At 63.8% G+C, this 21,921-nt stretch carries 17 protein-coding genes; 4 read left to right on the plus strand and 13 right to left on the minus strand.

All coding sequences use genetic code 11. The features are described from left to right. Positions 1-63 precede the first annotated feature (63 nt). Entirely contained in the window at positions 64-972 is a 909-nt protein-coding gene (locus U5768_RS13110) for a class II glutamine amidotransferase (protein WP_322030816.1), read from the plus strand. Positions 973-1,042: 70 nt separating this feature from the next. Here U5768_RS13110 and U5768_RS13115 read toward each other — a convergent pair whose 3' ends face one another. The 7 genes from U5768_RS13115 to U5768_RS13145 all read right to left on the minus strand — a co-directional run bounded on the left by U5768_RS13115 (position 1,043) and on the right by U5768_RS13145 (position 8,659). Then, positions 1,043-1,768, minus strand: a complete 726-nt coding sequence (locus U5768_RS13115; RefSeq protein WP_322030817.1) for an amino acid ABC transporter ATP-binding protein — start codon at positions 1,766-1,768, stop codon at positions 1,043-1,045. After that, entirely contained in the window at positions 1,765-2,442 is a 678-nt protein-coding gene (gltK, locus tag U5768_RS13120) for a glutamate/aspartate ABC transporter permease GltK (RefSeq protein ID WP_322030818.1), read from the minus strand. The genes U5768_RS13115 and gltK overlap by 4 nt, the downstream gene beginning before the upstream one ends. Then, positions 2,442-3,182, minus strand: a complete 741-nt coding sequence (locus U5768_RS13125; RefSeq protein WP_322030819.1) for an amino acid ABC transporter permease — start codon at positions 3,180-3,182, stop codon at positions 2,442-2,444. The genes gltK and U5768_RS13125 overlap by 1 nt, the downstream gene beginning before the upstream one ends. Before the next feature lie 90 nt (positions 3,183-3,272). Further along, entirely contained in the window at positions 3,273-4,166 is an 894-nt protein-coding gene (locus U5768_RS13130) for a glutamate/aspartate ABC transporter substrate-binding protein (protein ID WP_322030820.1), read from the minus strand. A 189-nt stretch (positions 4,167-4,355) separates the two neighbouring features. Beyond that, positions 4,356-5,642: a Glu/Leu/Phe/Val family dehydrogenase gene (locus U5768_RS13135; protein ID WP_322030821.1), complete on the minus strand. Its 1,287-nt coding sequence runs from the start codon at positions 5,640-5,642 to the stop codon at positions 4,356-4,358. A gap of 157 nt (positions 5,643-5,799) precedes the next feature. Next, positions 5,800-6,756 (minus strand): LysR family transcriptional regulator, encoded by a 957-nt coding sequence (locus U5768_RS13140; protein WP_322030822.1) that lies wholly within the window; start codon positions 6,754-6,756, stop codon positions 5,800-5,802. Between the two features lie 112 nt (positions 6,757-6,868). Next, positions 6,869-8,659 carry a tetratricopeptide repeat protein gene (locus tag U5768_RS13145; protein WP_322030823.1) on the minus strand — a complete coding sequence of 597 codons (1,791 nt, stop codon included), beginning with the start codon at positions 8,657-8,659 and terminating at the stop codon, positions 6,869-6,871. A 265-nt stretch (positions 8,660-8,924) separates the two neighbouring features. Between U5768_RS13145 and purB the strand changes: the two genes are divergently transcribed. Further along, positions 8,925-10,313, plus strand: a complete 1,389-nt coding sequence (gene purB / locus U5768_RS13150) for an adenylosuccinate lyase (RefSeq protein ID WP_322030824.1) — start codon at positions 8,925-8,927, stop codon at positions 10,311-10,313. A 74-nt stretch (positions 10,314-10,387) separates the two neighbouring features. Here the strand turns inward: purB and U5768_RS13155 are convergent, their stop codons facing one another. From U5768_RS13155 to edd, 4 genes are all read right to left on the minus strand, one after another. Continuing rightward, positions 10,388-10,897: a gluconokinase gene (locus U5768_RS13155; RefSeq protein WP_322030825.1), complete on the minus strand. Its 510-nt coding sequence runs from the start codon at positions 10,895-10,897 to the stop codon at positions 10,388-10,390. A gap of 14 nt (positions 10,898-10,911) precedes the next feature. Next, positions 10,912-12,273, minus strand: coding sequence for a GntP family permease (locus U5768_RS13160; protein WP_322030826.1), 1,362 nt, complete (start codon positions 12,271-12,273; stop codon positions 10,912-10,914). A gap of 309 nt (positions 12,274-12,582) precedes the next feature. Continuing rightward, positions 12,583-13,224, minus strand: coding sequence for a bifunctional 4-hydroxy-2-oxoglutarate aldolase/2-dehydro-3-deoxy-phosphogluconate aldolase (gene eda / locus U5768_RS13165; RefSeq protein WP_322030827.1), 642 nt, complete (start codon positions 13,222-13,224; stop codon positions 12,583-12,585). A 23-nt stretch (positions 13,225-13,247) separates the two neighbouring features. Further along, a complete protein-coding gene (gene edd / locus U5768_RS13170) occupies positions 13,248-15,146 on the minus strand; it encodes a phosphogluconate dehydratase (protein WP_322030828.1) in 1,899 nt (632 codons plus the stop codon). Positions 15,147-15,437: 291 nt separating this feature from the next. On the opposite strand from edd, the gene U5768_RS13175 reads away from it, so the two are divergent. Next, positions 15,438-16,295: a MurR/RpiR family transcriptional regulator gene (locus U5768_RS13175; RefSeq protein WP_322030829.1), complete on the plus strand. Its 858-nt coding sequence runs from the start codon at positions 15,438-15,440 to the stop codon at positions 16,293-16,295. Positions 16,296-16,534: 239 nt separating this feature from the next. Here U5768_RS13175 and U5768_RS13180 read toward each other — a convergent pair whose 3' ends face one another. Then, positions 16,535-17,599, minus strand: a complete 1,065-nt coding sequence (locus tag U5768_RS13180) for a hypothetical protein (RefSeq protein ID WP_322030830.1) — start codon at positions 17,597-17,599, stop codon at positions 16,535-16,537. On the opposite strand from U5768_RS13180, the gene U5768_RS13185 reads away from it, so the two are divergent. After that, positions 17,564-19,993: a hybrid sensor histidine kinase/response regulator gene (locus U5768_RS13185; protein ID WP_322030831.1), complete on the plus strand. Its 2,430-nt coding sequence runs from the start codon at positions 17,564-17,566 to the stop codon at positions 19,991-19,993. The genes U5768_RS13180 and U5768_RS13185 overlap by 36 nt on opposite strands. Before the next feature lie 286 nt (positions 19,994-20,279). On the opposite strand, the gene U5768_RS13190 is transcribed toward U5768_RS13185, so the two are convergent. Next, the coding region (locus U5768_RS13190) for a YadA family autotransporter adhesin (protein WP_322030832.1) at positions 20,280-21,921 on the minus strand (1,642 nt) is incomplete at its 5' end.

Below are 21,921 nucleotides of genomic sequence, written 5' to 3' on the forward strand. Positions count from 1 at the left end.
TCCACTGCTGCCGCCGCACGAGCCGTCTCAGCCGCCTTCGTTGCATCACGCATCATCAGCACCATGTGCCAACTTCTCGGAATGAATTGCGCCGCGCCGACGGACGTCACGTTCTCCTTCACCGGATTCGCGGCGCGCGGCGGCGCCACCGATCACCATGCCGACGGCTGGGGTATCGCGTTCTTCGAGGACAAGGCCTGCCGCCTCTTCATCGACAACGAGGCTTCGGCGCGTTCGCCCATCGCCGAGATGGTCAAGCATTACCCCATCAAGTCGCGCAACACCATCGCCCACATCCGCAAGGCCACGCAAGGCAACTGCGCGCTCGAGAACAGTCATCCGTTCCAGCGCGAGCTGTGGGGCCGCCACTGGATCTTCGCGCACAACGGCGACCTGCAGGACTTCAATCCGGTGTTGTCGGGCGTATACCAGCCGGTGGGCACGACCGATAGCGAGCGCGCGTTCTGCCTGCTGCTGCAAGGCTTGCGCAAGGCGTTTCCGGGTGCGCAGCCGCCGCTCGACGAACTGTTCGCCGCGCTGGAGTCGCTCACGCGCGAGGTCACGCAGTTCGGCGTCTTCAACTTCCTGATGTCGAACGGCCAGGCGCTGTTCGCGCATTGCTCGACGCATCTCTACTATCTCGTGCGGCGCTGGCCGTTTTCGACGGCGCATCTCGTCGATGCCGATGTCTCCATCGACTTCGCCAAGTACACGACGCCCGAGGACCGCGTGGCCGTGATCGCCACCGCGCCGCTCACCGACAACGAGGTGTGGACGCGCTTCGCCCCCGGCGACCTGCTGATGTTCCAGCACGGCGACGTGATCGCCCAGACGCGCGTGCCGGTGCCGCAAAAGGTGCTCGACAAGCTCGCCAATCCGGCGCTCGATGCGTCGGCCAGCGCGCCGTGCGCCGCGCAGCCCGGCGAGGTCGACTCGCAGGCCGTGGCCGCCCTGCAAACCTGGGGCGAATAAGCGGGGCGAAGCCGAAACGAAAAAGCCGCGCATCGGGCGCGGCTTTTTGCTTGCTGCCAGCGTGCAAAGCTCAGTGCAGGATCTTCGCCAGAAAATCCTTCGCGCGGTCCGATTTCGGGCTCGCAAAGAAGGCTTCCTTCTGGTCGTCCTCGACGATGAGCCCCTGGTCCATGAAGATCACGCGGTGCGCGACCTTCCTGGCAAAGCCCATTTCGTGCGTCACGCACATCATGGTCATGCCTTCCTGGGCAAGCTCCACCATCACGTCGAGCACTTCGTTGATCATCTCGGGGTCGAGCGCCGAGGTCGGCTCGTCGAACAGCATGGCGATGGGGTCCATCGACAACGCCCGCGCGATCGCCACGCGCTGCTGCTGACCGCCCGAGAGCTGCCCCGGGAATTTATCGGCATGGGCACGCAGGCCCACGCGGTCGAGCAACTTCAGGCCCTTTTGCGTGGCCTCGTCCTTGCCGCGGCCGAGCACCTTGATCTGCGCGAGCGTGAGATTCTCGGTAATCGACAGATGCGGGAACAGCTCGAAGTGCTGGAACACCATACCCACCTTCGAGCGCAGCTTCGAGAGGTTGGTGCGCTTGTCGCCCAACGACTCGCCGTTCACGAGAATCTCGCCCTGCTGGAACGGTTCGAGCCCGTTGACGGTCTTGATGAGCGTGGATTTGCCCGAGCCCGAGGGCCCGCAGACGACCACCACCTCGCCCTTCTTCACTTCCGTCGTGCAGTCGGTCAGCACCTGGAACTGGCCGTACCACTTCGAAACGTTCTTAATTGAAATCATCTTGCGACCTTTTTCTGAAGACCTTTCACAAGGCTCGACGCGATCACGCAAATCACGAAATAACACGCGCCCGCGAACAGTACCATCTCGACCATCGTCCCGTCACGGTCGCCGATATTGGTGGCCGTGCGAAAGAAGTCGGCGAGGCTGATCACGTACACGAGCGAGGTGTCCTGAAAGAGCACGATGGCCTGCGTGAGCAAGAGCGGCACCATCGCGCGAAATGCCTGCGGCAGCACCACGTACTGCATGGCCTGGCCGTAATGCATGCCGAGCGCGAACGACGCGTTCACCTGCCCGCGCGGCACCGCCTGAATGCCCGCGCGAATGATCTCCGAATAATACGCGGCCTCGAACAGCGAAAACGCGATCATCGCGGAAGCGAGGCGAATGTCGATGTCGGGCGACAGGCCCAGCACGTTTTGCAGCACCTGCGGCACGATCAGGAAGAACCACAGCAGCACCATCACGAGCGGGATCGAGCGGAAGACCGTGACGTAGCCCTTGGCGAACCATTCGAGCGGCTTCACGCTGGAAAGCCGCATGAGCGCGAGCAGCGTGCCCCACAGAATGCCGACCACGATCGCGCACAGCGTGATCTTGAACGTGATGATCGCGCCCGTCCACAGCGTGGGCAGCGCGCCCGGAATGCCGCTCCAGTCGAAGTGATGCATTACTTGCCTCCGATGTAGCCGGGCAGACGCGCCTTCGCCTCGACCCAGCGCATGAGCGTCATGACGACGAGGTTGATGAGCACATACGCGAGCGTGACGGCGATGAACGACTCATAGGTCTGCGCCGTGTAATCGACGAGCTGACGCGCCTGGGCCGACAGGTCGAGCAGCCCGATCGTCGAGGCGACCGCCGAGTTCTTGAAGATGTTGAGGAACTCGGATGTAAGCGGCGGCACGATGATGCGGTACGCGACCGGCAGCAATACATACCGGTAGGTCTGCCACTGCGTGAAGCCCATTGCAAGGCCGGCCGCGCGCTGACCGCGCGGCAGCGCGTTGATGCCCGAGCGCACCTGCTCGCATACGCGCGCCGCGGTAAAGAGCCCGAGACATATGACCGATGCACTGAAGAACTGCACGGCCGGCGGCGACTGCTTGAATGCATTGCCTATCGATTGGGGCACGATTTCCGGCAGCACGAAGTACCAGATGAAGAACTGTGCGATGAGCGGAATATTGCGGAAGATCGCCACGTAGACCGTGCCGATGCCCGCGAGAAATCGGTTCGGCACCGTGCGCAGCACGCCGAAGAACGACCCGACGATGAGCGCGATCACCCACGCGCACAGCGACACCGATACCGTCACCCAGAGGCCGGAGAGAATCCAGCCGAGGTACGTGGTGGGTTCGCCCGTCGAGACCGGGCTGAGCAGAATGCCCCAGTTCCAGTGATAGGACATCGAGAGACTCCAAGAAAAAGAACGGAAGAAGCGGCGCTTCTTCCGTTCCGTGCTAAACGCTAAATGCGGGGTCGACCGGCCGAGGCCGTATTAATCGATCGCCTTGTCGTTCGGATTCTTGAACAGCGCCTTCATGTCGTCGCTCATCGGGAAGTTCAGGTTGAGACCCTTCGGCGGAATCGGCGATTCGAACCACTTCTTGTAGATCGTGTCGCCTTCGCCCGAAGTCTGGACCTTGGCGATGGCGTCGTCGGCGACCTTCTTGAACTCAGGATCGTTCTTGCGCATCATGCAGCCGTACGCCTCACGCGACTGCGGCTGGCCGACGATCACGAAGTCGCCCGGATTGTTCGACTTGGCGCGCTCGCCCGCGAGCAGTGCGTCGTCCATCATGAACGCCACGGCGCGGCCCGTGGAGAGCGTCATGAACGACTCGCCGTGGTCCTTCGCGCTGATAACGTTCATGCCCATGCTCTTCTCCTGGTTCATCTTGCGCAGGAGGCGCTCGGACGTCGTGCCCGCCGTCGTCACGACGGTCTTGCCCTTGAGATCGGCGAAGTCCTTGACGCCCGAGTCCTTCTTCGTCATGAGGCGCGTGCCGATCACGAAGATCGTGTTCGTGAAGGCGGCCTGCTGCTGACGCTCGACGTTGTTGGTGGTCGAGCCGCATTCGATGTCCACCGTGCCGTTCTGCACGAGCGGAATGCGGTTCTGCGACGTGATGGGCACCAGCTTGACCTTCAGGTTCGGCATGTTCAGCTTCTGCTTGACCGCCTCGACGATTTTCATCGCGTAGTCTTGCGAGTAGCCGATCACATTCTGCTTGTCGTCATAGTACGAAAAAGGAATGGACGACTCGCGGTGCCCCAGCGAGATGACGCCCGTGTCCTTGATCTTCTTGAGCGTGCCCGCGTCCTGCGCGTACGCGCTGGTGGCGACGAAACCAAGGAGGGCGAGCAGAGCGGCGGTCTTTTTGATTTGCATTGTTTTCTCCGGTACAGGAACCGCCGCCAGTGTAGCAAAGTAATTTTTTTGAAAGAATCAAGAGTGACCCTGGCGTAGCACCTGGATGCGGCCTGAATGTGCGAAGGCGGACGCCCTCTTGTGGAGAACGTCCGCCTTCGGTGCGCCTGGATATGGGGCGCAAAAACCTGTCACTGATTCGTCATTCGATCAGGGGTACAGGCCGCGCATTTCGCGCGCCATCAGGATGCGCTTACATGCAACGATGAACGCCGCGGTACGCATCGAGACCTTCTGCTCGCTCGACACCTGCCACACCGCCGTGAAGGCTTCGCGCATCACGCGCTCGAGCCGTTCGTTGATTTCGTGCTCGGTCCAGAAGAAGCTCGAGAAGTCCTGCACCCACTCGAAGTACGAAACGGTCACGCCGCCCGCGTTCGCCACCACGTCGGGAATCACGAGCACGCCCTTGTCGTGCAGGATGTCGTCGGCGGCCGTCGTGGTCGGGCCGTTCGCGCCTTCCACGATGATCTTCGTACGGATCTTGCCGGCGTTTTTCTCGGTAATCTGGTTTTCCAGCGCGGCCGGAATGAGAATGTCGGTTTCGACGGTCCAGAATTCGTCGTTCGCCATGACTTCGGCGCCCGCGAAACCTGCCACGCCGCCCGTCTTCGCGACGTGCTCGAGCAGCGCTTCCGCGTTCATGCCGCTGGAGTTGTAGAGCGAGCCGGTATGGTCCTGCACGGCGACGATCTTCGAACCCGCTTCCTGGAAGAGGCGCGCGGCAATGCCGCCCACATTGCCGAAGCCCTGCACGGCAATGCGTGCGCCGTCGATCGACAGACCCGTGCGGCGCGCGGCCTCGCAGCCGACGACGAACACGCCGCGGCCCGTGGCTTCGCGGCGGCCGAGCGAGCCGCCGAGCGAGATGGGCTTGCCCGTCACAACGCCCGTGGCCGTCTGGCCCTGGTTCATCGAGTAGGTGTCCATCATCCACGCCATGATCTGCTCGTTCGTGTTGACGTCCGGCGCGGGAATGTCGGTGTTCGGCCCGATGATGATGCCGATTTCGCTGGTGTAGCGGCGCGTGACGCGCTCGAGTTCACCGCGCGACAGCGTGCGCGGATCGACGCGGATACCGCCCTTCGCGCCGCCGTACGGCACGTTCACCGCGGCGTTCTTCACCGACATCCACGCGGAAAGCGCCATCACTTCGGAGAGCGTAACGTCCTGGTGATAACGCACGCCGCCCTTGCCGGGACCACGCGAAACGTTGTGCTGGACACGATAGCCTTCGAAGTGCGCAACAGTGCCGTTGTCGAGTTCGATCGGGCAATCGACGATCAGGATGCGCTTCGGACGCTTGAGCGTTTCGAGCCAGCGCGAAAGCGAGCCGAGATACGGCGCGACGCGGTCGACCTGACGAAGATAGTTGCCCCAGGGGCCGAGATCATCGGCGTGGAGATAGGAAGGAACCGACTGCAGTTGGGATGACATGAACGCTCCGATCGAACAAGTGGTGCCATTGTCAGAAAAGGCCCCTCTGAAATCCAATGCCGTTTGTTCATCCCGTTATGCTTTTCGTGCATAACGTCCCCGAAGTCGAAAAAACGTGTCGCGCTCCGTGACTCCGGCCTTACGGGCTGCCGCTTTGTCAGCGCTTACCCTGCGCAAGCTCCGCGCTAACCGCCTCCCACAACTCGCGCACGAGCGCCTGGCGCGCGTCGTCGCCCTGCGTCGCGAGCTTGTCGCGATAGAGGCGAATTTCCATGTCGAGCGTGAACTGGCCCTCCGGCATACCGCGCGTGCCCCGGTCGAGGCGGATCAGCTCGCCTTGGGCTACGGCGTCCTCCACCGCGCTGTGCGGCAGGAAAGCGATGCCGTGACCGGCGAGCGTCATTGCCTTGAGGCCTTCCGCCATGTCGGTTTCGTACACGCGGTCCAGATAAAGCCGCGCTGGGGCGTTGGCGACAATTACCTCGGTCATGCGGCCGAGATACGCATTCGGCGTGTAGGAAAGATACGGCGTGGGCGCGTCGGGCGTGCCGGGCAGAATGTATCGCGCGCGCCCGGCGCGCTGGGGCGCCGAATAAGGGCTGATCGACTCGATGCCGAGCGTGAGCGTGTCGTACCGCGCGGGGTCGAGCGTCACGGGATGGCTCGGGTGGTGATAGCCCATCACCAGATCGCAGCCGCCTTCCACGAGCGACAGCACGGCGTCGTGTACGTTCAGCGCGCGCAGCCGCGTGTGAATGCGGCCGAGCTTCGCCTCGATGCGCTGCAGCCATCGCGGAAAGTACGTGAGCGAAAGCGTATGCGGCACCGCGAACTCGATGGTCGCGGCAGGAGTGGCCGTGTGGCCGCGCAACAGGGTGCGCGCCTCGTGAAACTGCGAAAGCATCGCGAGCGCCTGCTCATAGAACACCTGGCCCGCCGCCGTGAGGCGCGTCGGATAAACCGAACGATCGATCAGTTCGGTGCCGAGCCACGCTTCGAGCGCCTGGATCCGGCGCGAGAAAGCCGGCTGCGTCACGTGGCGCAACTCGGCCGAGCGGCTGAAACTATGCGTTTCCGCGAGCGAAACGAAGTCTTCGAGCCATTTGAGTTCCATGCGGGGCCAGCGAGCGGATGAGAAGTCCGCATTCTAGGCCCGAGGACGCTCGCCCGGGCACCGGCGCGGCGAATTTCGCGCGAGCGCCGGGCCGGATCCTTTAGCGCAACGGCTAGGAGAGCGCGGTTTCCAGTTCGGCAACTACGCCGCGCCAGTCGCCGAGCGTGGCCTGGCGGAACACGCGCGCCGACGGATACCAGACCGAATCCGCGCGATCCTTGCCCCAGCGCCAGTCGGGCTGCGCGGCCAGCATCACCCATACCGGCTTGCCGAGCGCGCCGGCGAGGTGCGCGACCGACGTATCGACCGTAATGACAACGTCGAGCGCCTCGATGAGCGCGGCCGTGGCCGCGAAGTCGTGCAGATCGTCGCCGAGCGCTTCCATCGGCCAGCGGCCCGCGACCGGTGCGAGTTGCGCGGCTCCCGGGCCCTTCTGGATCGCGAACCATGCGTTGCCGGCGAGTGCGGAGAGCGGCAGAAGCGACTTGAGCGGCACGGAACGGAAAGCGTCGAAATGGTGGCGCGGGTTGCCCGCCCAGACGAGCCCGATGCGGCGGTTCGCCGGCCCGGCCAGCGCGTTCACGCGGGCGCGCCAGGCGGCGGCCTGCACGGGATCGGCGTGCATATAGGGCGTCTCGGCATAGATCGGCCGGCCTGGAAACTTCAGCGGCAGGCTCATCACGTCGCACCAGTAGTCGTATTCCGATGCGATTGCTTCGTCGCTCGGCGCGGTGTCGAGCACGCGCGCAACGCCCGGCACCGTCGCCACGAGCGACGCCAGTTCCGGCGCGACCCACGCGTGCACCTGCGCACCCATCTCCGCCAGCAGACCTGCATAGCGCACGAACTGGATCTGATCGCCCACGCCCTGCTCGCGGCAGATCAGGAAACGCTTGCCGGCGAGCGGCTCGCCCTGCCACTCGGCGCCCGGCCGCTTGCGGTAGTTGGCCTTAGCGGTCGAAGTGAGCTTGCGGTTCTCGAAGAGCGGCCAGCCGTCCGTGTAGTCTTCGCGCCGCAGCATGAGCATGCCGAGCTGGAAACGCGATTCGGGCAGGTCCGGGTTCAGCGCCAGCGCGCGTCGATAGTCGATCTCCGCTTCGTCGTAGCGCGCGAGCGCCGTCAGCGCGAATGCCAGATTGTTGATGATGCCCGCGCCATCGGGCTTGAGCTGCGCCGCACGCCGGTAAAGCGGAATTGCGTCTTCATAGCGATGCATCGCGTCGTAGGCATAACCGAGTTCGAAGAGCGCGAGCACGTTCTCAGGCTCGTGGGCGACCACGGTCTCGAAGCAGGCGGCCGCTTCGCCGTGCTTTTCCATCATGCGCAGCAGCCGGCCCGTGTGGATAAACGCCTTCATATCATGGGGATCGAGCGCCACAGCGGCGCGGAACTCCGCAAGCGCGGGGTCTTTTTCGCCGTGGGCTTCCAGTGCGCGTCCGAGATTGAAGGCGAAGTGCGCGGATTGCGGCTCCAGCGAACGCGCTCGTCGATAGTGCTGCGTAGCGAGCGCGGAATCGCCGAGTTCCATCAGCGCGTTGCCGAGATTGTTGTGCGCGTTCGCGAAGTCCGGTGCGAGCGCCAACGCCTTGCGTTGCCAGGCGGCCGCGCCCGCGTGGTCGCCGAGCCGGGTCGCCAGCACGCCGCGGTTAGCCAGATATTCGGCGTTGTCGGGCGCCCCTGCGAGCGCGCGGTCCATGAGGACGGCGGCTTCCTTCAGTTGGTCGCGGCCAAGCGCGATCACACCCAGGTAGTGCAATGCGTCGGCATGTTCGGCGTGCGCGGCGAGCGCAGACTGATAGTAAGTGTAGGCGTCGTCGATCTGGCCCGCGCGGTGGCAAGCAAGACCGGTATTGATTAGCGCGGCGGCCTCGTCGGAAGAAAGGGAGGAAATATCCGTAGTCATGGCGACAAATACTTGATTAAGCGCAAACTTTTGATGTGTCCGCACTCTATATCCGTCTCAAAACTCCCGATCGCGATAAAAGGCAGGCGCGACGTCACGCCTCAGGGAAGGCCGCGACCTGCCGCTCAGCCCGCCGCCGACAGCCCCGCCCGCGGCCCCGGTCGGCAAGGTGATAAAATCTTTGGCTTGCGCCGTCTCGAATCTGACTGCAACTGTCTGCCAACTGAGCCCAACCGAACGTAACGCACCACGTTACGTCCCCATCATGTCCGACACTCGTCCCGATACCCTCTTCGCGCTCAACGCGCTCTCCCCGCTCGACGGCCGCTACGCCTCGAAAACCGAAGCGCTGCGCGACTGGCTCTCGGAAGCCGCGTTCATGCGCAACCGCGTGACCGTGGAAATCCACTGGCTGATCGCGCTTTCGCAGGCCGGCTTCGCGGAAGTGCCGCGTTTTTCGGAAGCGTCGGAGCAGTTCCTGCTCAAGCTCGCCGAAAACTTCACGGCGCACGACGCCGCGCGCATCAAGGACATCGAGCGCGTGACGAACCACGACGTGAAGGCTGTGGAGTACTGGCTCAAGGAGTCGGTGAAAGGTCAGCCGGAACTGGAGCGCGCAAGCGAATTCATCCACTTCGCCTGCACTTCCGAAGACATCAACAACACGTCGCACGGCCTGATGCTCGCGGGCGCCCGCGAGCACGTGATCCTGCCGGCGCTGCGCTCGGTGCATCAACGGCTCGTCGCGCTCGCGCACACGCATGCCGCGCAGCCGATGCTCTCGCGCACGCACGGCCAGCCGGCCAGCCCCACGACGCTCGGCAAGGAAATCGCCAACGTCGCGGCGCGTCTTGCTCGCGCGATCCAGCGCATCGAGAAGGTCGAACTGCTCGGCAAGATGAATGGCGCGGTCGGCAACTTCAATGCCCACCTCTCGGCGTATCCGGAATTCGACTGGGAGGCGTTCTCGAAGGAAGTCGTCGAAAAGCGTCTGAAGCTCACCTTCAACCCGTACACGATCCAGATCGAGCCGCACGACTACATGGCGGAACTGTTCGACGCCGTGGCGCGTGCGAACACGATCCTGCTCGACCTCGACCGCGACGTGTGGGGCTACATCTCGCTCGGCTACTTCAAGCAGAAGACGAAGGCCGGCGAGATCGGCTCCTCGACCATGCCGCACAAGGTCAACCCGATCGACTTCGAAAACTCGGAAGGCAACCTCGGCCTGGCGAACGCCACGCTGCGCCATCTCTCCGACAAGCTGCCCATTTCGCGCTGGCAGCGCGACCTCACCGACTCGACGGTGCTGCGCAATATCGGCGTGGCGTTCGGCTATTCGCTGCTCGCCTACGACGCGCTGATCCGCGGTCTGGACAAGCTCGAAGTGAACCCGCAACGCCTGAACGACGACCTCGACGCCACGTGGGAAGTGCTGGCCGAGCCGGTGCAAACCGTCATGCGCCGCTACGGCATCGAGAATCCGTACGAGCAACTGAAGGAACTCACGCGCGGCAAGGGCATTACGCGCGAAGCACTGCAAACGTTCGTCGGCACGCTTACGATTCCCGAAGACGCGAAGAAGCGCCTGCTGGACATGACGCCCGCGTCGTACGTCGGCAAGGCAGTGGAACTGGCGAAGCGGATTTCGTAATCGCGGCACCGTAAGGCCATAAAAAAAGCGCTCGATTGAATCGAGCGCTTTTTCGTTTACACCGCGACGCGAAATCAGGAGGCCTGATCGCCGCGCGTTTCCATCTGCTTCAACACTTCGTCGACGATCTGTTCCGGCGTGAGTTCGATGCTCACCTCGATCGCCTCGTCGGCGCCCGGCACTTCGAGCGTGTCGAGCTGGCTTTGCAGCAGCGACGGGTCGAAGAAGTGGCCGGTGCGCGAGGCGAGGCGCTCGTGCAGCACCTCGAACGTGCCCTTCAGATAGACGAAGCACACGTCGCGATCGTTGCCGCGCAGGATGTCGCGATACGAGCGTTTGAGCGACGAGCAGGTGAACACGGCCGTTTCGTGCGCGCGCTGCTTTTCCTCGATCGCCGCGCGAATGGTGCGCAGCCACGGCCAGCGGTCTTCGTCGGTGAGGGGAATGCCGTCGTGCATCTTCTTCTTGTTGGCTTCGCTGTGGAAGGCGTCGCCGTCGGTGAAGGTGCACTCGAGGCGCTCGGCGAGCAGTTCGCCGATGCGTGTCTTGCCCGCGCCCGACACGCCCATCGCTATCAGAATCATTGACCGCTCCAGTTTTACAGCACCGCCGCGAGAGCGAACGTAAGGCCAAGCCCCAGCAGCGAAATAATGGTTTCGAGCAACGACCAGGTCTTGAACGTCTGACCCACGGTCATGCCGAAATATTCCTTGATCAGCCAGAATCCGCCGTCGTTGACGTGCGAGAAGATCAGCGAGCCCGAGCCCGTGGCAAGCACGAGCAGTTCAGGCTTCACCGTCATGGCGCTGGCCGATGCGATCGGCGCGACGATGCCGCAGGCCGTGGTCATCGCGACCGTGGCCGAACCCGTTGCGAGACGGATCAACGCGGCGACGAGCCAGCCGAGCAACAGCGGCGACAAATGCTCGTTCTGCGCGAGTTCGACGATCTGCTTCGACACGCCGCTGTCCATCAGCACGCGGCCGAAACCGCCGCCCGCGCCCACGATCAGCGTGATGCCCGCGATTGGCGCAAGGCAGTCGCCGCAGAACTTCTGGATCTGCTCGCGCGTGAAGCCGCGTTGCGCGCCGAAGGTCCAGAAGCTTACCAGCACGGCGATCAGCAGCGCGACGTCCGAGGTGCCGATAAAGTGCAACAGATTGTTCGGCAACGTCTTGGGCGCGAACACGAGATCGGCCCAACTGCCGATCAGCATAAGGATCACCGGCAGCAGGATCGTGAAGAGCGTGATGCCAAAGCCCGGCAGTTCGCTGTCGGGCTTGGGGTCGGCCTTGCTCACGAACTGCTCGGCGAGCGGATTGCTTTCCGGCAGCTTGATGAAGCGGTGGATGAAGATCGCGAAGAGCGGCCCGGCGATGATCGCGCAGGGCACGCCCACGATCAGACCGTAAGCGATGGTCCTGCCGATATCGGCGTGATAGGCCTGCACGGCGAGCAGCGCGGCCGGGTGAGGCGGAATCAGCCCGTGGACGACCGAGAGACCGGCCACCATCGGCAGGCCGATGAGCAGCAGCGACTTGCCGGTGCGCCTGGCGACGTTGAACGCAATGGGAATGAGCAGCACGAAGCCGACTTCGAAGAACACTGGCAGGCCGACGATGATCGCGACGACCATCATGGCCCAGTGAATGTTCTTCTCGCCGAACCAGCGAATGAGCGTCGTGGCAATGCGCTCGGCGCCGCCCGACTCCGCCATCATCTTGCCGAGCATGGTGCCGAGGCCCACCACGATGGCAATGTGGCCGAGCGTGTTGCCGTTGCCGGTTTCGAACGACTTGACGATCTGATCCATCGGCATGCCGACGGCCAGACCGAGCAGCAGCGAAACGATGATCAGGACAAGAAACGGATAGACCTTGAAGCGCGTGATCAGCAGGATCAGCGCGGCGATCGCGACGAGCGCGTAAATCAGCAGCATGCTGCCGTGGGCCACTCCCATGAGGCTCCTCTCCAGGTAGTTGTTCGAAGTCCTTTCACCCTGTGCGGCGACGCGTGTGGCGCGCAACGGCTGCGGCACACGTGGAACTGATTGGGAACGAAAGGGCCAGCCGTCGCCGGGCCGGCGATTGTAGAGCTTATAACGACTTTTGGTGCGGCGTGCTCGAAAGACGAGCGAGCCGCGCAAGGCGCGCGCCGAAAAGGCGTCGTTTGCGCGGCTCGTTGCACCCGCTCATAGGCGCGGGGGCGCGGTGTGCCAGTCGTCGTTGCGCCGCAGCATACGGCGCACGCTTCGAGTGAAAGCGCTCGTTCAGGGCACCGGACGGGAAAGTTCGCTCGCGGCGCGCGCAAGGCGCGTAACTTCGTCCCAGTTCTGCGCGGCAACTGCCGCCTTAGGCGTGAGCCACGAACCGCCCACGCACACCACGTTGGGCAGCGCGAGGAAGGTCGGTGCGGATTCGGCGCTGATCCCGCCCGTCGGGCAGAACTTGAGCGTCGGGAACGGGCCGTGGAAGGCTTGCAGCATGTTCAGGCCGCCGGCGGGAACCGCCGGGAAAAACTTGACGATCTCGTAGCCCAGTTCCATCGCGACGATGATGTCGGTCGGCGTCATCACGCCCGGCAGGAGCGGCAGGCCCGCGTCGAGCGATGCCTGATGGATCTCGCGCGTGAGCCCCGGCGAAACGCCGAACTGTGCGCCGGCCTTCTTCGCGAGCGCGCAGTGTTCCGGCTTCGTGATCGTGCCCACGCCCACGACGATGTCCGGCGCGATCTTCGCGGCGCGCTCGATGGCTTCGAGCCCGGCCTTCGTGCGCAACGTGATTTCCAGTACCTTCACGCCGCCCGCGTGGAGTGCGCGGGAAACGTGCTCGCCCTGCTCCGGCGTGTCGAATGCGAGGACCGGGATGACAGGACCCAGGCGGACGATATCGGCGACTGCGCTATTTGCCATATTCAGGCTCCTTGATGATGAATTCAGTTAGCGGCGTGGGCCGGCGCATGGGTGGCCGCAACGGCGGGTGCGGGTGCGGGCGCGGGTTGCTCGCCCACGAGCGGACCGAACACCGTCGCGCCGAGTTCCGCCGGCGCGGCAGTGGCGCGGAACACGCCGAACAGTTCGCGGCCGAAGCCCACTTCGTTGAGTGCCTGGTGCGCGGGCTGCGCGACCGGGCGCGCGTCCCAGTCGGCTTCGTCGACCTCGACGTCGAGCACGCCTTCCACCGCATCGATCACAATCGTATCGCCGTCGCGCACCTTGCCGATCGGGCCGTGCAGCAGCGTTTCCGGCGAAACGTGGATTACGGCGGGCACCTTGCCCGACGCGCCCGACATGCGTCCGTCGGTCACGAGCGCCACGTGAAAGCCCTTGTCCTGCAGCACGCCGAGCAGCGGCGTGAGACGGTGCAGCTCCGGCATGCCGTTGGCGCGCGCGCCCTGGAAGCGCACGACGGCCACGAAATCGCGCTCGAGTTCGCCACGGTCGAACGCTTCCTGCACGGCTTCCTGCGAATCGAACACCACGGCGGGCGCGCGCACCTTGCGGCGCTCCGGCGCGACGGCGGAAACCTTGATGACGCCGCGGCCCAGACGCCCCTGCATCAGGCGCAAGCCGCCGTCCGGCTGGAACGGCGCCGGCAGCGGCCGCAGCACGGACTCGTCGGCGCTCTTCTCGACGGCCGGCACCCATGTGAGCTTGCCGTCGATGAGCTTCGGCTCCTCGGTGTAGTGACGCAGGCCACGGCCCGCGACGGTATTCACGTCTTCGTGCAGCAGACCGCCGTCGAGCAGTTCGCGCACGAGGAAGGCGATGCCGCCCGCTGCGTGGAAGTGGTTCACATCGGCCTTGCCGTTCGGATACACGCGCGCGAGCAGCGGCACCGCGTCCGAAAGCTCGTCGAAGTCGTTCCAGTCAACGATGATGCCAGCCGCTCGCGCCATCGCCACGAGGTGCAGCGTGTGGTTGGTCGAGCCGCCCGTCGCCATCAGCGCGACGATGCCGTTGATCACGGCCTTCTCGTCGACCACATGGCCGATCGGCGTGTAGTTGCCGCGCTCGACGGTGAGTTCGAGCACGCGGCGCGCCGCGGCGGCGGTCAGTTCGTCGCGCAGCGGCGTATGCGGGTGAATGAAGGCCGAGCCGGGCAGATGCAGGCCCATCACTTCCATCAGCATCTGGTTGCTGTTGGCCGTGCCGTAGAACGTGCAGGTGCCGTGGCCGTGATAAGCCGCCGCCTCCGATTCGAGCAGCGCCGCGCGATCGCACTGGCCGGTGGCGAATTGCTGACGCACCTTGGCCTTGTCGTCGTTCGTGATGCCGCTCGTCATCGGGCCGGCGGGCACGAAAATCGTGGGCAGGTGGCCGAATTGCAGCGCGCCGATCAGGAGCCCCGGCACGATCTTGTCGCAGACGCCCAGACACAGCGCCGCATCGAACATGTTGTGCGTGAGCGCCACGGCCGTGCTCATCGCGATCACTTCGCGCGAAAAGAGCGACAGTTCCATGCCGGCGTTGCCCTGGGTGACACCGTCGCACATCGCCGGCACGCCGCCCGCGAACTGCGCGACGCCGCCGCCTTCGCGGGCCGCCTTCTTGATGATGTCGGGGAAATCCTTGTAGGGCGCGTGTGCCGAAAGCATCTCGTTATAGGCCGAGACGATGCCGATATTCGGCTCGCGAATCGACTTGATCGCGATCTTGTCGCGACCTTCGAGGCCCGCGAAGCCGTGCGCGAGATTCGCGCACGAGAGCGCGCCGCGCGCGGGGAACCGGTCCTGAGCAGCCGCGATGCGGGCCAGATAGGCCTCGCGTGTGGGCTTGCTGCGCTCGATCACGCGCTGCGTGACCTTCATCAACTGAGAATGCGGGGAAATCATCGAATCTCCTTCCTTCTTTGTCTCGGCGGGGACGCTCGGGGCCGGATCGGATGCGTTATCGACGGTCCGATCAGCGATGGCGCGATGTTAGTAGAAAAACTACACGCCGACAATCCCGGAAAGACCCTGAGAGCGCCGCCGTAAACGAACGCCTATTCTTATTGTGGCTGGGCCACACATCGAATAGCGCCGGGTCGGCCGGAAAGAAGCAAACGGTGGTTCTGTAGTTTTTGTACATAACGTCCGATCCGCTATAGTCCACGGATCTTTCAGCATAGTGCGAGTTTCCTGATGCTGCTGTCCCAGGTGAAAGCCATGCGCGAGCAATTGCGCCCGTCGGAGCGCAAGCTCGCCGATTACGTCGTCGAGGCGCCGCGCGAAGTGCTCGATCTCTCGATGACGGAGGTCGCCGAACGCGTGGGCGTGAGCCAGCCGACCATCGCGCGGTTCTGCCATGCGCTGGGATTCTCGGGATTCCGGGAATTCAAGATCCGGCTGGCACAGGCGGTCGCGGCGGATCTGCCCACAGAGCATCCGGCCGTCTACCGCGACGTGAGCCCGGATGAGCCGGTGCCCGGCGTCGCGGCCAAGGTGCTCGACCGCACGATTGGCGCGCTCGTGCAGGTCCGCAACAACCTTTCGACCGACTCGCTCGCCGCCGCGATCAATCTGCTCGCGCGTGCGTCGCGCATCGAGTTCTATGGCGCGGGCGGCTCGGGTATCGCCGCACAGGACATGCAGCACAAGTTCTTTCGCCTCGGCATGCCGAGCGTCGCGTATTCCGATCCGCATACGTTCCTCATGTCCGCGGCGCTGCTCGGGCCCGGCGACGTAGTCGTGACAATCTCGAACACCGGGCGCACGCGCGACATCGTGGATGCCGCGCGCACCGCCCTCGATCGCGGCGCGAAGGTGATCGCGATCACGCACGGCACCTCGCCGCTTGCGCGCCTCGCCAGCGTGGGACTGCATGCCAACGTCGATGAGGACACCGACGTTTTCTCGCCGATGACCTCGCGGACATCGCATCTCGCGATCGGCGACATCCTCGCGGTGGGCGTGGCACTGCAGCGCGGACCGGAGCTTGCGGAAAAACTCGCCGACGCGAAGGACATCATTGCGCGGCGACGGCTCGATGCAAAGGGCTGAAGCCTGGCTGTCCGAGGCCTGCGGCGTCGTCCGGAAACGCCATCGCTGCGCCGCCCTCAGCAAAACAAGCTAATGGCGACCAGCCTCCGACAAGCGATCAGAAAATCCTGACTATAATCAGGCCAATCACGGTGAAAACAAGCAGGAATCGGGTCCGCGCCGGGCTGGCCGCGCCGGGCTGGCCGCGCCGGGCTGGCCGCGCCCGGCTGGCCCCGCCCGCGGCCACTGATTTGAGTCGACTATCTGACGTCCATGACGAACGCAACCTCCGGCTTGTGTATCGCAGTGACCAACGACCCTCCAGCCGGCCCGACGGCCATCGCCGACTCTCGCGGCGCAGCACGGAGCCACGCTGTCTTTGAAGCGGCCGGAAACGCGTAATGCCACGCCGATTCCGCCCCAGCGCTTCGCCCGACGCCTCGCCAGCCATTGCGTTGAACGCGCTCGAACGCAGCCTGAAGCGCGAGCAGCGTGTCTTTACGATGCTGACCGGCCTGCTGATTTTCGCCGCATTGTGCACGACGGCGATCGCCATCAGCAGCGTGCTCTTCTCCGCGCTGCGCGAGCAGCGGCTGGAGGCGCGCGTAATGAGCGCACAAGCCAATGCACAGATTGGGCGGCAGTTCGCCATACTTGGCGGCGCGGCAGTTGTCCTTTCGCTCCAAAATACGTCGCAGACCGGGGCGCAGACCGATGTCATAACGCCTTCGCGCTGCTCGCCAACCTTCGAGGGCATCCAGGATTCGCCGGATCTGCTTGCGGCATGCGAGAAGTTCGTCGCAGGCATCACGATTTCGTCCGACTTCCCCGTCATGCTGGCGCGCATCGACGGCAGCGCCGCCTACGGCTACCGCCTGCCCTCCAAGGGCGCACAATTGCCGTCGGGAGAGGCCGTGCACCTTCTCGTCGACACAGTGCTGCTGCAGATCGCGGCGCGAGGTCAAAATCCTGAAACCGCCGCGAAGCAATTCAAGATAGTCTGGTTCCGCCCTCCTGCGACGCTGGGTTTCGCGCCCGATCTCGTGCTCGGTGCGGTTCCGGTGCTCAAGGAAGGCAAGCCTTACGCGCTCGTGATCACGAGTATCGATCTCGACACGCTCGGCGCGACCGCCCCCGCAAACGCGGGGCAGCTCAGATTCACGCTGTTCGGCACGAACGGCGCAATCCTGGCGACACAGCTCTCCCCTGCCGGCGCTCAATACCTCGATCGTCGAGTCGAGAATCTGCCGCTCGGAGTGGCCCACGCTATCCCGCGCTTCGGACTCGTAGTGCGCGAAGAGCCGCTCGCACGCGACTTCGGCCACTACATGGTCGCGCTCTCGTGGCTCGACCTTTTCGCGCTGACCCGCACCCCGGTCATCCTCATCCTCGTCCTCACCGCGGCGCTCGTTGCCATGCTCGTCACGCTCTCGCGCTACTGGAATCGCCGCGTGCTGACGCAGACCTATAACGAGGCGACACGCGCCCTCGAAGGGGAACTGCTCAACCATCTGCTCGTTCATGCTACGCCGGTCGGGTTGTGCATCGTGAGGCGCAGCAACTTCGAGATCATCGTTGCGAACCAGATCGTGCGCAACGTACTCGGACTCGACGCTCAAGCAACACGCCTGCCCAGCGCGCTGTGCGCCGAATTCGAAAAGAACTGGCCGTGGCCCGCGCGTCTCGACGACGAAACACCCGTCTACGAGTTGCCGTTCTCGCTGGAGCGCGCCGGCGACGATGGCCTCCACCTTGCTATCACCTACGCGCCCGCCACGATGAATCGAGAGGACGTCATGTTCTGCGCCGTCACAGACATGTCGAAGCACTACGAGATCGAACGTCTTCTGCGCGAAGCGAAGCTTACGAGCGACGAAGCGGCGCGCGCGAAGGTCAGCTTTTTCGCTGCGATGAGCCATGAAATCCGTACGCCGCTCGCATCGTTAATCGGCAATATCGAACTTCTGGCTCGTGGGTCGCTCGCACCCGAACAAGATGCGCGTGTGCAGGCGATGCAGGTTTCCGCCAGCGAACTGCTGCAAATCGTAAGCGACGTGCTCGACTTTTCGAAAATCGACGTTGGGCAGATGAAGCTAAACGAAGGCCTCGGCTCTATCGTTGCCCTGCTGGAGCGCATCACACTCGCGCATGCGCCGCTCGCCGTACGACAGAGGCTCCCCTTCTATCTCGTCATAGACCGGACGCTCCCGGCGCAACTTCACTTCGATGCCGTGCGGCTTGCACAGATCGTCAATAACCTGCTCAGCAACGCGTTCAAGTTCACGCAATCGGGGAAGATCGTACTGCGCGCCCGCTGGCGCGAAGACGCACTGGAAATCAGCGTAAGCGACTCAGGTAGCGGCATCCCGGCCGAGTTGAAGAAGCACCTGTTTCAGCCGTTCACGCAAGGCGACAGCCACAGCCTCACACAGGTGCGCGGCACCGGTCTCGGGCTTTCGATCTGCGCGCGCCTCGCGCACCTGATGCAGGGCCGCGTGGAGATCGACAGCGCACTCGGCGTGGGTACGCGCGTGAACGTCACCCTGCCGCTACGTCGCGAAGGCGAAGCCATTGCGGGCGACGAGTGGACCCTTCCCGACACGCATCCGGCCATCCTGTGCCGTGCGCCCGAAAACCGCGAATGGATCGGCAACCTGTTCGACTCCCGCGTAGGCACATTGACGTTCCTTAGCCGCGATGAACCGCCGCGCGACGGTACCTTCGATTTTCTGCTGGTTACCGATGAATTCACGCCGAGCGAAGTAAGAGCGCTCTGGAGCGACGCCGCAAAAATCGTCTGGTTGTGCCAGGACGGGCCGCTCGTCCCGCTCGCCCTCGAGGGCGGCGGCGTCAAAGTCAGCCTTTTCAGCCTTTCCGGAATCCGCGCCGCAACCCGGATGCTGCGCTCAGACGCCATTGCCTCTGCGTCGGCACCTCAATCGGCACCCAGTGCTCCCGCAGAAGAAAACGACTTTCCTTCTCTGACCGCGTTGATCGTTGAAGACAATGTTCTCAATCGCGCTCTTCTGCGTGATCAGTTACGCACGCTTGGCGCGACGGTCGTAGAGGCCAAAGACGGGGAAGAAGCTCTTGCACGGCTCGACGAGCGGAACGTGGATCTGGTCTTCACCGACATCAACATGCCAGTCATGAATGGCTATGAGTTACTGAAGGCCGCACGCACGAAGCACCCGCAACTGCCGATCTACGCAGTAAGCTCGAACGCGCTACCCGAGCAAATCGCACAAGGCCGCGCGACAGGTTTCACCGATTACCTGAGCAAACCGGTCACGCTCGCCGATCTTGCGCGCTTGCTGGCCGGAGCGGCCTCGCTGGGCGGCAGCATATCGAGCGCACCATCGTCAGATATCCTGTTTGCAAGCGAATCGCAAACCTCCGGGGAAGGCCAACTGGCACGCTTCCCCACAATCGCTCCCGGCATGGTGGGTCTCTTCGTGGAACAGGCTGACCATGATGTCGCCGACTACCGGGACATTGCACAACAGCACGATATCAAGCGGCTGCGCAATTGGGCACATCGCGTCTCGGGCGGTCTTGCGGTGCTCGGACCTTCGATGCTCAATGAAGCTTGCCTCGAACTTCGGATGACGATACGCGAAGCGGGCAAGTGGACGGAGGAAGTGGAGGAACTATCGGCGGAAGTCGTGAAGGAACTGGCCGCTCTGCGCGTGATCGCCTCACCTCCGGACGGGAACTGAACAGAAGCCCGATCCTGGCGAAACAGGGGGCCTGACTTTTCGGTCGCAAACCGAAGGCATTCCGGGGAACCCCTCCTCCGATAGCTGACGACCACCTTCGCCGCTGCAAAAAGAACAGGCCGTGGGACGAATGTGTCCACACGGCCGGGATTACAACAAGAGGCTTTGAAACAGGCGGGCTCCCAAAGGCGCCCGCCCGGTTTTGGCATGCAGACCAATTCAACGCTGCATTGAGACCGACAGCAAACGGCCGAGCTGCGCCGTGTGCTGTCTAGCGGTCAAACGCTTACCACTGGTACGACATACCGCCGCCAACCGTGGCACCGCCACCCGACGCATAACCGCCGCCCACCTTCACCTTGATGTTCTGGGTGATGCGAGCCGACGCGCCGAGCGCCACTGCCTGGTAGCCCTGGAAGTTGGCCGTACCGACACCCACCGCGATGGTCTTGCCCTGATCGACATCCGGGATCATCGTCAATGCGGTTGCGGCTGCGACACCACCGTAGGCGTTGCGCGCCACGGAGTTCACGTTGCTCTGGAGCGCATTCAAGCCGCTCTGGAGCTGACCCATGTTCGCAGCGTCGGTCGGGTTGACGCCGTTAGCGACGTTGGTGATACGACGCTCGTTGCCTTGCGAGCCCACGGACACGGTGTTGTCCTCGTCCGCCACCGAGTTCGCACCCAGCGCGACCGAGTTGTTACCCGTGGCCTTGGCCATGTCGCCAATCGCCGTCGAATTCGCACCCGATGCAATCGCGCCGCCACCCGCCGCGATCGAGTTCGTACCCGTTGCCGAGGACGCACCGTTCGTGGTGTTGGTCGACAGATACTCAGAACCGTTGACGTTGATGTTCTGGATCTGCGTGGTCAGATTCGCGACATCCTGGTTCGTTGCGTACAACTGCGAACCGTTCACCGCGTCGAGGCTATCGGCGCTCAACGTGCCGTTTGCCACGTTGGTCAACGCGACGGCTGTCGTGGCGTCCGTACCGCCCAGCGTGATCTTGTCGTGAGCCGACGAGTCGTACTGGACAGCGTTCGCTACCGAAGTGGAGATGTTGGTCACCGTGCTCTCGATGTTCGACACGCGGCCGTCAAGATTCGTCAGTGCGCCACCCACATTGTTGAAGGTAGTGCTGCCGTTCAGGACGTATGTCGGAGCCGAGATCGTACCGTCCGCGCCAGCCGTCGAACCGCCACCCAGCGCGCTGGCCGTGCTCGAGGCCGTAGCGTAGAGCTGAGCGCCGTTCACAGCGTCGGTGCTGCTTGCCGACAGATTACCCGCCTTGACGTTGGTGATCAGGACCGGTGCGTGATTAGCGCCGCCGAGCGTCACCTGGCTCATCGAGGAATCGTCGTAGGCCACGAACGCGTTGGTGACGTTGCCCGAATGGTCGATGTTCGCACCCATCGCTTCGAGCTGCGCAACGTTCACCGCGTCGGTCGATGCCACACCGTTCGCCACGTTATGCAGCACGACAGGAGCATGACCCGAGCCACCGAAGGTCACCGAGTTCATCGACGTGTCGTCATACGCCACGAACGCGTTCATCAGGTTGCCCGAAGCATCCGTCTTCGCACCCAATGCGTAGAGCTGCGAGCCGTTCACCGCATCGGAACTCGATGCCGTCAACGTGCCGTTTGCCACATTAGTCAGCACGACCGGCGTGGTCGAACCCACACCACCCAACGTGATCTTGCTCTTCGACGCATCGTCGTAGGTCACGAACGCGTTGGTGATGTTGCCCGAGGCATCCGTCGTTGCGCCCAGTGCGTAAAGCTGCGAACCGTTGACAGCGTCCACGCTCGATGCGCTCAGCGAACCGTTGGCGACGTTCGTCAGCGTCACCGGACCGGTCGTCCGGTTCAAGCCGCCAAGCGTCAGCTTGTTGTGCGTCGAGTCGTCGTACACCACGCCATTGACC

Source organism: Paraburkholderia sp. J76 (genome assembly GCF_905220295.1).
In the GTDB taxonomy this organism is placed as follows: domain Bacteria; phylum Pseudomonadota; class Gammaproteobacteria; order Burkholderiales; family Burkholderiaceae; genus Paraburkholderia.